General features: G+C 52.3%; 11 protein-coding genes and 1 pseudogene. 8 read left to right on the top strand and 4 right to left on the bottom strand.

Annotation, left to right across the window (positions count from 1 at the left end):
• The first annotated feature begins 55 nt into the window (after positions 1-55).
• Positions 56-466, top strand: a complete 411-nt coding sequence (psiE, locus tag OGY71_RS05990) for a phosphate-starvation-inducible protein PsiE (protein ID WP_063941223.1) — start codon at positions 56-58, stop codon at positions 464-466.
• 45 nt (positions 467-511) lie between these two features.
• Here psiE and xylE read toward each other — a convergent pair whose 3' ends face one another.
• The 3 genes from xylE to malF form a co-directional block, all read right to left on the bottom strand.
• Positions 512-1,987, bottom strand: coding sequence for a D-xylose transporter XylE (gene xylE, locus OGY71_RS05985; RefSeq protein WP_003826574.1), 1,476 nt, complete (start codon positions 1,985-1,987; stop codon positions 512-514).
• Between the two features lie 324 nt (positions 1,988-2,311).
• The gene (gene malG / locus OGY71_RS05980) at positions 2,312-3,202 is read right to left on the bottom strand and encodes a maltose ABC transporter permease MalG (RefSeq protein ID WP_003826575.1); all 891 of its coding nucleotides are present in this window, start codon (positions 3,200-3,202) and stop codon (positions 2,312-2,314) included.
• 14 nt (positions 3,203-3,216) lie between these two features.
• Complete coding sequence (gene malF / locus OGY71_RS05975) at positions 3,217-4,761, bottom strand: maltose ABC transporter permease MalF (RefSeq protein WP_003826577.1); 1,545 nt, start codon at positions 4,759-4,761, stop codon at positions 3,217-3,219.
• 40 nt (positions 4,762-4,801) lie between these two features.
• Here malF and OGY71_RS23275 point away from each other — a divergent pair.
• Positions 4,802-4,876: pseudogene (locus OGY71_RS23275) on the top strand (hypothetical protein); the annotation flags it as partial.
• Positions 4,877-4,891: 15 nt separating this feature from the next.
• Here the strand turns inward: OGY71_RS23275 and malE are convergent.
• Entirely contained in the window at positions 4,892-6,082 is a 1,191-nt protein-coding gene (gene malE, locus OGY71_RS05970) for a maltose/maltodextrin ABC transporter substrate-binding protein MalE (RefSeq protein ID WP_003031680.1), read from the bottom strand.
• Between the two features lie 360 nt (positions 6,083-6,442).
• Between malE and malK the strand changes: the two genes are divergently transcribed.
• From malK to OGY71_RS05940, 6 genes are all read left to right on the top strand, one after another.
• A complete protein-coding gene (gene malK, locus OGY71_RS05965; RefSeq protein WP_003826581.1) occupies positions 6,443-7,552 on the top strand; it encodes a maltose/maltodextrin ABC transporter ATP-binding protein MalK in 1,110 nt (369 codons plus the stop codon).
• 91 nt (positions 7,553-7,643) lie between these two features.
• Positions 7,644-8,984 carry a maltoporin gene (locus tag OGY71_RS05960; RefSeq protein WP_079938960.1) on the top strand — a complete coding sequence of 447 codons (1,341 nt, stop codon included), beginning with the start codon at positions 7,644-7,646 and terminating at the stop codon, positions 8,982-8,984.
• A 113-nt stretch (positions 8,985-9,097) separates the two neighbouring features.
• Positions 9,098-10,045, top strand: a complete 948-nt coding sequence (malM, locus tag OGY71_RS05955) for a maltose operon protein MalM (protein ID WP_286612981.1) — start codon at positions 9,098-9,100, stop codon at positions 10,043-10,045.
• Between the two features lie 180 nt (positions 10,046-10,225).
• The gene (ubiC, locus tag OGY71_RS05950; RefSeq protein ID WP_003826587.1) at positions 10,226-10,723 is read left to right on the top strand and encodes a chorismate lyase; all 498 of its coding nucleotides are present in this window, start codon (positions 10,226-10,228) and stop codon (positions 10,721-10,723) included.
• A 13-nt stretch (positions 10,724-10,736) separates the two neighbouring features.
• Complete coding sequence (ubiA, locus tag OGY71_RS05945) at positions 10,737-11,609, top strand: 4-hydroxybenzoate octaprenyltransferase (protein ID WP_003826589.1); 873 nt, start codon at positions 10,737-10,739, stop codon at positions 11,607-11,609.
• A gap of 90 nt (positions 11,610-11,699) precedes the next feature.
• Positions 11,700-13,057 (top strand): IS3 family transposase gene (locus OGY71_RS05940; RefSeq protein ID WP_286612912.1). Its coding sequence is split into 2 segments (ribosomal slippage): positions 11,700-12,162 and positions 12,162-13,057, totalling 1,359 coding nucleotides; the frame shifts between segments, so codons are not numbered across the junction.
• Positions 13,058-13,089 lie beyond the last annotated feature (32 nt).

Here is a 13,089-nt window from a genome sequence, read left to right as displayed (position 1 = left end):
TCTGTCACATTTTTGCGTTATACAGGAACCTCGCCACTGAGTAAGAGGTGCTGTTATGACGTCGCTATCTCGTCCGCGCGTGGAGTTTATCTCCACCATCTTACAGACCGTGTTGAATCTGGGGCTGCTGACTCTGGGCCTGATCCTGGTTGTATTCCTCGGGAAAGAAACGCTGCATCTGGCGGATGTGCTGTTCGCGCCGGAACAAACAAGCAAGTATGAGCTGGTGGAAGGGCTGGTGGTTTACTTCCTCTACTTTGAATTTATCGCGCTGATTGTGAAGTACTTTCAGTCAGGGTTTCACTTTCCGTTGCGCTATTTTGTCTATATTGGGATCACCGCGATTGTGCGGTTGATCATCGTCGATCATAAAGCACCGATGGATGTACTGATCTATTCCGCGGCGATCCTGCTGCTGGTGATCACCCTGTGGCTGTGTAATTCCAAACGGCTGAAGCGAGAGTAAAAGACAACACGCCGCAATCGGACCGCGGCGTGTTGCAGGTCAGGATTACTGCGCAGAGGCAGGCTGGGTTTTCTCTGCGGCGGGTTCCCACAGTTCTTCAAGTTCTTCCAGCGTTTTGCCTTTGGTTTCCGGTACAAACTTCCACATAAACAGCGCCGCCAGAATACCCATACAACCGTAAATCCAGTAGGAGAAACCGTTGTGGAAATGGGAAACCAGCCACGAATTTTTGTCCATCATCGGGAAGGTCCAGGAGACGAAGTAGTTCGCCAGCCATTGAGCGGCAACGGCAATGGCGAGCGCTTTGCCACGAATCGCATTGGGGAAGATTTCTGCCAGCAACACCCAGCAAACCGGTCCCCAGGACATGGCGAATGCGGCGACGTAAAACAGCATCGACAGCAGAGCAACCAGCCCGGAAGCCTGGGTATAAAACGCGGTACCGAGGCTGAACATACCGATGGCCATGCCCAGAGCGCCAATAATCTGCAGCGGTTTTCGACCAAATTTATCCACCGTCATGATCGCCAGCACGGTGAAGCTCAGGTTGATCACGCCAACAATGATGGTCTGTAACAGCGCCACATCGGTGCTGGCTCCCAGCGTTTTAAACACCTCCGGGGCGTAGTAGAGCACGACGTTAATACCGACGAATTGCTGGAAGATGGACAGCATTACGCCGATGACGATAACGCCTGCGCCAAACATCAGCAGGCGGCCGCCGGTTTTACGACCATGTTCCAGAGACTGATTGATCTCCTGCATGGCCTGGGTGGCGAGGGCGCTGCCCATAATTTTGCGCAGAATACCTTCCGCCTGCTCGTGTCTGCCACGTGCCATCAGCCAGCGCGGGCTTTCTGGTACGGTGTACAGCAGCAGTAAAAACAGCAGGGCGGGAATACTTTCGGACGCAAACATATAGCGCCAGCCATCGGTATTCAGCCAGTTGGCGTCGCCTGAACGTGCGATAAAATAGTTAACGCAATACACTAACAGTTGACCAAAAATAATGGCGAACTGGTTAAATGACACCAGTTTCCCGCGAATGTGTGCGGGCGCCAGTTCTGCAATATACATTGGTGAGAGCATTGAAGCTAAACCTACGCCAATACCCCCAATGATACGATAAATAACAAATTCGGGAACGTATCCGGCTAAATAAACGGGTACGGCGTTATCTGGGTTAATAGTCGTAAAACCTAATTCTGGCCAGGCGGAACCAATACCGGAAATAAAGAACAGCAGAGCCGCGATTTTCAGCGAGTCCCGGCGGCCAAACCGGTTACTACAATAGCCGCCCAGGGCACCGCCGATGATGCAGCCTATCAACGCACTGGCGACGCAAAAGCCCAACAGCGAGTTGGCGGCGGATTCACTTAAATGTTGTGGGGCGACAAACACGGTATTCAGGGATTCTACCGTTCCGGATATGACCGCAGTGTCGTAGCCGAATAATAGCCCTCCTAACGTTGCCACTAATGTAATCGAAAAAATATAACTGGAATTATATTGAGAGTTCATTCAGACCTGCCTTAGAGGATACAGCTCTTTTGATCAGTGCTGTGATGTTGAATTTAACAGGCAGGGAAGACAATTATCATTTTTTACATTGCAATTACGTTTTGTCTTTTCTGTGATCTTAATTCTGTTTGATTTATCTATATTCAGACAGGAAATAGAATTGCAGTGATGGAGAGCACGAAAGGAAATAATCGTAACAGTGATGCAAAATAACATAAAAAAAGGGCGCTCCGTAGAGCGCCGAATAACAGTCACAGGTTGGGATAACATAAGTTGAGGGTTGCAGTGGCATTGCCCGTTGCCGGGCAGGTACTTCGGTAAAACTTAACCTTTCACACCACCCGCGGTCAGACCGTTGACTAGCCAGCGCTGCGCCAGCAAGAACACCAGAGTGATCGGAATGGCTGAAAGTACAGCCGCGGCGGCAAAGTCGCCCCACAAATAGTTCTGTGGGTTGAGGTACTGCTGCATACCTACCGCAAGGGTATAGCTGTTCACATCACGCAGCAGCAGTGACGCGACCGGTACTTCGGTAATAGCGGCAATGAAAGACAGAATAAACACGACCGCCAGAATCGGAACGGAAAGCGGCAGTAGCACCAGGCGGAATGCCTGCCACGGCGTAGCGCCATCCAGCGCGGCCGCTTCTTCCAGTGAACCGTCTATAGTTTCGAAATAGCCCTTTATCGTCCAAACATGCAGCGCAATACCGCCGAGGTAGGCGAAGATCACGCCGCCGTGCGTGTTCAGGCCGATAAACGGAATGTACTGGCCCAGGCGATCAAACAAAGCATACAACGCGACCAGAGACAGCACCGCCGGGAACATCTGGAAAATCAGCATCCCTTTCAGCAGGGTTGCTTTGCCCGGGAAACGCATACGAGCAAAGGCGTAAGCACAGGTAGTGGAAAGCGTCACGATACCGATCGCGGTAATGCTGGCCACTTTCACCGAGTTCCACAGCCATAACAGTACCGGGAACGGCGGTGGCGTCACACGGCCATCCGCGTGTTCAACGCTAAAGCCCAGCGCCAGTTTCCAGTGTTCCCAGGAGATGTTTTCCGGGATCAGGCTGCCGGTGGCAAAGTTACCTTCGCGCAGCGAGATAGCGATAACCATCAGCAGCGGGAACATGATCGCCGCGATAAAAATCAGCAGCCCTAAGTGCGTTGCGAATAAACGTAACTTTTGTGATTTCGGTTGGACCATAGCCATTGTCGTTATCTCCCCTAATCAAACTTCATACGTGTGGCTTTCAGGTTCACAATCGCCAGCGCACCAACCAGCAGGAAGATCAGCGTGGCAATCGCCGCCGCCAGACCGAAGTCCTGACCACCGCCGCCTTCAAAGGCGATACGGTAGGTGTAGCTCACCAGCAGGTCGGTATAACCGGCTGGTGTGGTGGTACCAAGACGGTCCGGACCACCGTTGGTCAACAGCTGAATCAGCACGAAGTTGTTAAAGTTAAAGGCGAAGCTGGCGATCATCAGCGGCGTCAGCGGCTTAATCAACAGCGGTAGCGTTATCTTAAAGAAGTTCTGGAACGGACCTGCGCCATCCATCGCTGAGGCTTCATACAGGTCGTCAGGAATCGCTTTCAGCAGACCCATGCACAGGATCATCATGTATGGATAACCGAGCCAGGTGTTGACGATAATAATCATCGAACGCGCGGTGGTTGGATCGCTGAACCAGGCCGGTTTGATGCCAAACAGCGCGCTCAGCATCATGTTGATTTCACCAAAGCTCTGGTTGAATAAGCCCTTGAAAATCAGAATCGAGATAAACGACGGTACGGCATACGGAAGAATCAGCAGGACGCGGTAAATCGCTTTGCCTTTGAGAGACTCCCACTGTACGAGACAGGCCAGCACCATGCCCACGGCAACGGTCAAAATAACGGTCAGTACCGAGAAGACCACCGTCCAGACGAAGATGGCGAAGAACGGTTTCTGGATGCCTTCGTCGGTAAACACGCGGGTGAAGTTATCCCAGCCGATGGCAACGGTGTAGCCCGGGCTGAGTTTTTCGCTACCCCAGCTACCGTCAGCGTTAATCGCCTGATAATAACCAATATCGTTGTTGGCGCGGTATTTTACGCCGCTCTGGCTGTTGGTGAGTGTGCCGTCTTCAGCGAGCGTATAAAGTGGCTGCGTGCCGGAAAACTGGCGCAGCGAACTCATGGTAACTTTGCTTTCATCCGGCAGGATGGCGGTCAATTGGGTAAGCGCCTGGCGATTCTGCGTGATGATACGCAGTGTTGCACGTTCGCCTGCCGGCAGCGCCTCGGCTTCTTTCAGTTGCAGTTTCTGCTCGCCGCCAAATTTAAAAGCGTCAGAAAGGTAATTCTTGCCGGTTTCACCGTCGGTGAGGGCCAGTTGCCACTCATCACCCGCCGGATACAGGCCAAAGTTGTAGGTTTTCCCAGCCTGATACGAACGATCCATCAGGACTTCCTGAGCGCGTTCAAAGGTCAGCTGGTTGGTACTGCTGTAGTTGGTAAAGGCAATGGCGATCGTACAAATCAGCGGAAACAGGACAAACAGCCCCATACCGGCAACGCCCGGGTAAACATAGCGCCAGGCATAGGCTTTACGGTTAGCGAAAATATACAGGCCAGCAGAGCTTAAAATCAGCGTCATGATGGCAAACAGGTACTCCCCCTGAGCGTACATCAAAACAACAAGGTAACCGACCAGCAGCCCAAGCAGACCCATCACTGACCATTTCAGCGTGTCGCTTTGCCACCAGTGTTTCTTTTTAATGACATCCATGGGGATCTTCCTCTACAACATTGAACATCTGTCGGCAAAAGTGCCTGATGGCGCTGCGCTTATCAGGCCTACGGTGAGTTGTAGGCCGGATAAGGCATTTATGCCGCCATCCGGCACGTGTGCTACAGCACTACTTGGTGATACGACCCTGCGCGTCTTTCAGTGCGGCATCGACGGTCTGACGGCCGCTGGCTGCATTGATCACTGCGGTACGAACGGCATACCAGAATGCGGACATCTGTGGGATGTTCGGCATGATTTCGCCTTTCTGGGCGTTATCCATAGTGGCGGCGATACGTGGGTCTTTCGCTAACTGATCCTGGAAGGATTTCAGCGCAACGGCGCCCAGCGGTTTGTCCTTGTTCACTTCATCCAGACCCTGATCGGTCAGCAGGTAGTTTTCGAGGAACTCTTTCGCCAGTTCTTTGTTCGGGCTGGCGGCGTTGATACCGGCGCTCAGAACGCCAACAAACGGTTTAGACGCTTTGCCTTTGAAGGTTGGCAGCAGCGTGACGCCGTAGTTGATTTTACTCTTATCGATGTTGGACCACGCCCACGGACCGTTGATGGTCATCGCGGTATCGCCTTTGTTAAAGGCCGCTTCGGCGATGGAGTAATCAGTATCCGCGTTCATGTGTTTGTTCTTGATCAGATCAACCAGGAAGGTCAGACCCGCTTTCGCGCCAGCGTTATCCACGCCCACGTCTTTCACATCGTACTTACCGTTCTCAAACTTGAACGCGTAACCACCGTCGGCGGCAATCAGCGGCCAGGTGAAGTACGGTTCTTGCAGGTTAAACATCAGCGCGGATTTACCTTTCGCCTTCAGCTCTTTATCCAGTGCAGGAATTTCTTCCCAGGTTTTCGGTGGATTTGGAACGAGGTCTTTGTTGTAAATCAGCGACAGCGCTTCAACCGCGATCGGGTAGGCAATCAGTTTGCCGTTATAGCGTACGGCATCCCAGGTGAACGGATAGAGCTTGTCCTGGAAGGCTTTGTCAGGTGTGATTTCAGCCAGCAGGCCAGACTGAGCGTAGCCGCCAAAACGGTCATGTGCCCAGAAGATGATGTCCGGACCGTCGCCGGTCGCGGCAACCTGCGGGAATTTCTCTTCCAGTTTGTCAGGGTGCTCAATAGTGACTTTGATCCCGGTGTCTTTCTCGAATTTTTTGCCCACTTCAGCGAGGCCGTTATAGCCTTTGTCGCCGTTAATCCAGATAACCAGCTTACCTTCTTCAATCTTGGCGAGAGCCGAGGCGGAAAACATCATCGTCGTTAATGCAGACAATGCGAGGATGCGTGCGCCAGTTTTGATTTTCATAGTTCCCATCCTGTTTGGTGATTTTGCAGAGGTGGCTTAACGGTTACTAGTTTCTTTATACGACAACCTCTTTCCATCCTCCTTACCCCTACGCCCCACCCGCTCTTTATGTGATCTGTGTTACATAAATGTGAGTATTGCGTACTGGCGCACATAAAAACCCACCGATTTTTGCAGGCTGCATCACGAAATTCCTCTGAGGCTGGTGGCCCGGGTCTCAGACGCTGCTCTCTCATCCTCCCGCCTCCTCCCCCATAAAAAAGCCGGGGGGTGGAGGATTCACGCAGTCAAGGGATCGCGCATAGTCAGCCCATCATGAATGTTGCTGTCGATGACAGGTTGTAACGAAGGGAGAAGGGCATGGCGAGCGTACAGCTACGAAATGTAACGAAAGCCTGGGGTGACGTGGTGGTATCGAAAGATATCAATCTCGACATTCACGAAGGGGAATTCGTGGTGTTTGTCGGACCGTCAGGCTGCGGTAAGTCGACCTTGCTGCGTATGATCGCCGGACTTGAAACCATCACCAGTGGTGACCTGTTTATCGGGGAGACCCGGATGAACGACATTCCGCCCGCCGAACGTGGTGTAGGCATGGTCTTTCAGTCCTACGCGTTGTATCCCCATTTGTCCGTCGCGGAAAACATGTCGTTCGGCCTCAAACTGGCCGGAGCGAAAAAAGAGGTGATGAACCAGCGCGTGAACCAGGTTGCGGAAGTTCTGCAACTGGCACACCTGCTGGAGCGTAAACCAAAAGCGCTTTCCGGCGGACAACGTCAGCGTGTGGCGATTGGCCGTACGCTGGTCGCCGAACCGCGCGTATTCCTGCTGGACGAACCACTGTCGAACCTCGATGCCGCTCTGCGCGTGCAGATGCGTATTGAAATCTCCCGCCTGCATAAACGTCTTGGCCGCACGATGATTTACGTTACCCACGATCAGGTCGAAGCGATGACGCTGGCCGACAAAATTGTGGTGCTGGATGCCGGTCGCGTAGCGCAGGTTGGTAAGCCTCTGGAACTGTATCACTACCCGGCTGACCGCTTTGTGGCGGGCTTCATTGGTTCACCGAAGATGAACTTCCTGCCGGTGAAAGTCACGGCAACGGCTATCGATCAGGTGCAGGTTGAACTGCCCAACCGCCAGCAAATATGGCTCCCGGTAGACAGCCATGCGGTACAGGTTGGCGCCAACATGTCTTTAGGTATCCGCCCGGAACATCTGCTGCCCAGCGATATCGCCGATGTCACCCTCGAAGGTGAAGTGCAGGTGGTCGAGCAGCTTGGTCACGAAACACAAATTCATATCCAGATCCCCGCCATCCGTCAAAACCTGGTTTACCGCCAGAACGACGTGGTGTTGGTAGAAGAGGGTGCCACATTCGCTATCGGCCTGCCGCCAGAGCGTTGCCATCTGTTCCGTGAGGATGGCACTGCATGTCGTCGGTTGCACAAAGAGCCGGGCGTTTAAGGTCCCCATAAAAAAACGAAACGCAAAACCATTCGCAGTTTTAGAAGGTGGCAGCGTTTAAAGAAAAGCAATGATCTCAGGAGATAGAACGATGATTACTCTGCGCAAACTCCCTCTGGCGGTTGCTGTAGCAGCAGGCATTATGTCTGTTCAGGCAATGGCTGTGGATTTCCATGGTTATGCTCGTTCCGGCATTGGCTGGACAGGTAGCGGCGGTGAACAACAGTGTTTCCAGGCAACTGGTGCCCAAAGTAAATACCGTCTTGGTAACGAATGTGAAACCTATGCGGAAATCAAATTAGGTCAGGAAGTGTGGAAAGAGGGCGATAAGAGCTTCTACTTCGACACCAACGTTGCCTACTCCGTTGCACAGCAGAATGACTGGGAAGCGACCGATCCTGCTTTCCGCGAAGCCAACGTGCAGGGTAAAAACCTGATTGAATGGCTGCCGGGTTCCACCATCTGGGCCGGTAAACGTTTCTATCAGCGTCATGACGTCCACATGATCGACTTCTACTACTGGGATATTTCAGGTCCTGGTGCGGGTCTGGAAAACATCGATGTAGGCTTCGGTAAACTGTCTCTGGCTGCAACCCGTTCTTCTGAAGCGGGCGGTTCTTCCTCCTTCGCCAGCAACAGCATTTATGATTACACCACCCGTACCGCGAACGACGTATTTGACGTTCGTTTAGCGCAGATGGAAATTAACCCAGGCGGTACGCTGGAACTGGGCGTTGACTACGGTCGTGCAAACCCGCGCGATGATTATCGCCTGGTTGACGGCGCATCTAAAGATGGCTGGATGTTCACCGCTGAACACACCCAAAGCATGCTGAAAGGCTACAACAAGTTTGTGGTTCAGTACGCTACCGACTCCATGACCTCTCAGGGTAAAGGTTTGTCTCAGGGCTCTGGCGTGGGCATTGATAGCAACTCCAACTTTGCTTACGACATTAACAACAACGGCAGCCTGCTGCGTATCCTCGACCACGGCGCAATCTCTCTGGGCGATCGTTGGGACCTGATGTACGTCGGTATGTACCAGGATATCGACTGGGATAACAACAACGGCACTAAGTGGTGGACCGTGGGCGTTCGTCCAATGTTCAAATGGACGCCAATCATGAGCACCTTGTTGGAAGTGGGCTACGACAACGTCAAATCCCAGGAAACTGGCGATACCAACAACCAGTATAAAATTACTCTGGCACAACAGTGGCAGGCTGGCGACAGCATCTGGTCTCGTCCGGCTATCCGCGTCTTCGCAACCTATGCTAAGTGGGATGAGAAGTGGGGCTACGACTACAACGGTAACCCATCTAATAACGCGAACTTCGGTAAAGCAGTTAAAGACGGCTTTAACGGCGGCTCCTTTGGCCGTGGCGACAGCGATGAATGGACCTTCGGTGCCCAGATGGAAATCTGGTGGTAATCCAGCACTAACCTGACGTAAAGACCGAAAGAGGGGCGCGAGCCCCTCTTGATTACGGTTTAGCGCGCTATTGCCTGGCCACCGCTGAACCCATGCTATCTGAGGTGATAACAATGAAAATGAAGAAAAGTCTCGTTGCCCTTTGTTTATCTGCAGGGTTATTTGCCAGCGCGCCTGGCATCAGCCTGGCCGATGTAAATATTGTTCCGCAGAACACCACCGCGGCGCCTGCTATTCCCACTGCAGCGTTGCAACAGTTAACCTGGACGCCAGTTGATCAATCGAAAACCCAATCAACCTCGTTGGCGACAGCGGGACAGCGTCTGGACATTGCCGGTATTAGCGGCCCGGTTGCCGCCTACAGCGTACCGGCCAACATTGGTGAACTGACCCTGACACTGAGCAGTGAAGTTAACAAACAAACCAGCGTATTCGCGCCAAACGTCTTAATTCTTGATCAGAACATGACGCCATCTGCGTTCTTCCCTAGCAGTTACTTTATCTACCAGGCACCGGGTGTGATGAGTGCCGATCGTCTGGAAGGGGTGATGCGCCTGACGCCAGCGCTGGGACAGCAAAAACTGTATGTTCTGGTCTTTACTACTGATAAAGATCTCCAGCAGACCACAACCCTGCTTGACCCGGCAAAAGCCTATGCCAAGGGGGTAGGTAACGCTGTTCCGGATATTCCGGACCCGATTGCCCGCCACACCACCGACGGTCTGCTGCATCTGAAAGTTAAAACCAGCTCCTCCTCCAGCGTGCTGGTCGGGCCGCTGTTTGGTTCTTCCGGCCCAGGTCCTGTTACGGTTGGCAATACCGCAGCACCTGCGGTGGCCTACGCGGCTCCGGCGGCAGCCGTTGCTGCTCCGGCACCACAACCCGTGAAGAAAAGCGAGCCAATGTTGAACGACACGGAAAGCTATTTTAATCAGGCGATTAAGGATGCAGTTGCAAAAGGCGATGTTGATAAAGCGCTGAAGCTGCTTGATGAAGCGGAACGTCTGGGATCCAAATCTGCCCGATCCACCTTTATCAGCAGTGTAAAAGGCAAGGGGTAAACATCTCCCCACATTGTTGATTTTGCAACAACTGGTGCGTCTCCTGGCGCACCTTTTTTTATCCTTCGGTGCTAATTGTTACACTTATGTTGCCCTACCGATCACTTAATCGTGTTTGCTCACCCCGTAATGCCTTTTCTGCGATACAATGCCTTCAGGTTATAAATCGGAGAGTAAGGCATGCCACACCCTGCGTTAACGCAACTGCGTGCGCTGCGTTATTTTGATGCGATCCCAGCGCTGGACGCCCAACTGCTCGACTGGTTGTTACTGGAAGATTCCATGACCAAACGTTTTGAGCAGCAGGGGAAAAAGGTCACCGTAACGTTGATTCGCGAAGAATTCGTTGGGCAAAATGAGGTGGCTGAAGAACTGACGCTGCTGCCTAAAGAGTCTCGTTATTGGTTACGTGAAATCCTGTTATGCGCGGATGGTGAACCCTGGCTTGCCGGACGGACTGTGGTGCCTGAATCAACCTTGTGCGGCCCTGAACTGGCCTTACAGAACCTTGGGAAAACCCCGCTCGGACGCTACCTGTTTACGTCATCGACATTGACCCGAGATTTTATTGAGATTGGCCGCGATGCAGCGCTGTGGGGGCGTCGTTCCCGCCTGCGGCTGAGCGGTAAGCCACTGATGCTTACCGAGCTTTTTCTGCCTGCGTCGCCGTTGTACTGAGAGGAAGATAAAGATGGAGTGGAGTCTGACGCAGAATAAGCTGCTGGCGTTTCACCGCTTGATGCGTACGGATAAGCCAATCGGCGCCTTACTGCTGCTCTGGCCTACGCTGTGGGCACTGTGGGTGGCGACCCCAGGCATGCCGCAACTGTGGATCCTGGCGGTTTTTGTCGCTGGCGTTTGGTTAATGCGCGCCGCCGGATGCGTGGTGAATGATTATGCCGACAGGAAATTTGACGGGCACGTCAAACGCACCGCGAATAGACCGCTGCCGAGCGGGGCTGTCACCGAGAAAGAAGCCCGAACGCTGTTTGTGGTACTGGTGCTGCTGGCCTTCCTGCTGGTTTTGACCCTCAACACGATGACCATTTTGTTATCCGTTGCGGCATTAGCATTAGCGTGGGTTTACCCGTTTATGAAGCGCTATACGCATCTGCCGCAGGTGGTGCTGGGGGCGGCGTTTGGCTGGTCGATCCCGATGGCGTTCGCCGCCGTGAGTGAGTCCGTACCGCTGAGCTGCTGGCTGATGTTCCTTGCGAATATTCTCTGGGCGGTGGCTTATGATACGCAGTACGCCATGGTTGACCGGGATGATGACCTGAAGATCGGCATTAAATCGACCGCGATCCTGTTCGGTCAGAACGACAAGCTGATTATTGGTATTTTGCAGGTAGGCGTGCTGGTGCTGATGGCGCTGGTGGGCTGGTTAAACGGGTTAGGACTGGGCTATTACTGGTCTCTGCTGGTGGCGGGCGCGCTGTTTGTCTATCAGCAGAAACTGATCGTCAACCGTGAACGTGATGCCTGCTTTAAAGCGTTTATGAACAATAACTACGTCGGTCTGGTGCTGTTCTTAGGCCTGGCAATGAGCTACTGGCATTTTTGATTTTGGCTTAGCCTGCAAAATAAAAAAACCGGTCATTTCTGAACTGCACCCAAAAAGTTGGACACCCAACGAAGTAAGGTGCAGTTTTTTATGAGCAAGTATTCTCTCAGCTTCAAGCTTGAGGTTGTGCAGCACTATCTTTCCGGGCTGGAAGGACAGGAGGCGACTGCAAAACGTTTTGGTATCGATCACAGTGCCGTTCGTAAATGGTCTGCTACCTGGAAGCTCCATGGCGAAGCCGGGCTTACAACCCGGCATTTCACCTATTCTCCTGCTTTTAAAGAGTCCGTTATCCTGCATATGCGTGAACACCAGCTGTCTGTTCGCGAAGTCTGTGCAAAATTCACTATCCCTGCCTTTTCCACTGTTAGTCAGTGGGAACGACTGTATGATGAAGGGGGATTAGAAGCCCTTACAGACAGTCGACGCAGGAAAAAAACGATGCCAGAACGCCCTGAGAATCACCCCGTCCCTCCTTTGCAGACCCCTCTTGCTCCGGATGAACGTGAGGAACTTGAACAACTGCGTGCTGAAGTGGCATATCTAAAAAAGCTGCAGGCCTTACTCAGGGAAAGAAGCACGTCAGGACGCGGGATAAAGCGCAGGTCGTGAATGAGTTAAGGCTGAAGTTCCCTCTTGCACGCTTATTAAAAGCTGCAGGGCTGGCAAGAAGCACGTTCTACTGGCAACTGGCCAACGGTAAAAAACCAGACAAATATGCCGATGATAAGCAGCATATTTTAACGCTGTTCCATAAACATAAAGGACGGTATGGATACAGGCGAATCACGCTGGCTGGCCGCCGGGAAGGAAGCTTACTGAACCATAAAACGGTTCAGAGGTTAATGAAGGTGTTAGATTTAACCTGTTGTATCAGAAGGAAGAAATATAACTCTTACAAAGGCCGGCATGGGAAAGTTGCGGGTAATGTACTGAACCGGCAGTTCAGTGTGGATAAACCCAACCAGAAGTGGGTAACAGATGTCACGGAATTTAAAATAAGCGGAGAAAAGCTGTATCTGTCCCCGGTTCTGGATCTGTATAACGGAGAAATAGTAGCGTATCAGATGGAGTCCCGTCCTCTTCTGTCGATGGTGGATAACATGCTGTCGAAGGCTATATCTGTACTGGGCAAAAACGAATACCCGCTGCTCCACTCAGATCAGGGCTGGCAATATCAGATGGCGCATTATCAGAACCGGCTAAAGGAGGCGGGTCTAAAACAGAGCATGTCAAGAAAGGGAAACTGTCATGACAATGCAGTGATGGAGAGCTTCTTCGGCACACTGAAATCTGAGTGTTTTTACCTCACGGAACACAAGAATATCAGCGAGTTGCGCATGGCTATCGATGACTACATCCACTATTACAACCATGAAAGAATAAAACAGAAACTGAAAGGCCTGAGTCCGGTAGAGTACCGAACCCAGGCCCAGATAACCGCTTAAAATAAACTGTCCAACATTATGGGGTCAGTTCA

It is taken from the genome of Citrobacter sp. Cpo109 (assembly GCF_030332565.1).
Taxonomy (GTDB): domain Bacteria; phylum Pseudomonadota; class Gammaproteobacteria; order Enterobacterales; family Enterobacteriaceae; genus Citrobacter; species Citrobacter portucalensis.
This window is presented reverse-complemented; position numbering and strand designations above follow the sequence as displayed.

Excerpts from the sequence above, each read along its gene's own strand:
- malG (WP_003826575.1), bottom strand. The coding sequence starts at position 3,202 with ATGGCTATGGTCCAACCGAAATCACAAAAGTTACGTTTATTCGCAACG.
- OGY71_RS05960 (WP_079938960.1), top strand. The coding sequence starts at position 7,644 with ATGATTACTCTGCGCAAACTCCCTCTGGCGGTTGCTGTAGCAGCAGGC.
- ubiA (WP_003826589.1), top strand. The coding sequence starts at position 10,737 with ATGGAGTGGAGTCTGACGCAGAATAAGCTGCTGGCGTTTCACCGCTTG.
- xylE (WP_003826574.1), bottom strand. The coding sequence starts at position 1,987 with ATGAACTCTCAATATAATTCCAGTTATATTTTTTCGATTACATTAGTG.
- ubiC (WP_003826587.1), top strand. The coding sequence starts at position 10,226 with ATGCCACACCCTGCGTTAACGCAACTGCGTGCGCTGCGTTATTTTGAT.
- malF (WP_003826577.1), bottom strand. The coding sequence starts at position 4,761 with ATGGATGTCATTAAAAAGAAACACTGGTGGCAAAGCGACACGCTGAAA.
- malK (WP_003826581.1), top strand. The coding sequence starts at position 6,443 with ATGGCGAGCGTACAGCTACGAAATGTAACGAAAGCCTGGGGTGACGTG.
- malE (WP_003031680.1), bottom strand. The coding sequence starts at position 6,082 with ATGAAAATCAAAACTGGCGCACGCATCCTCGCATTGTCTGCATTAACG.
- psiE (WP_063941223.1), top strand. The coding sequence starts at position 56 with ATGACGTCGCTATCTCGTCCGCGCGTGGAGTTTATCTCCACCATCTTA.
- malM (WP_286612981.1), top strand. The coding sequence starts at position 9,098 with ATGAAAATGAAGAAAAGTCTCGTTGCCCTTTGTTTATCTGCAGGGTTA.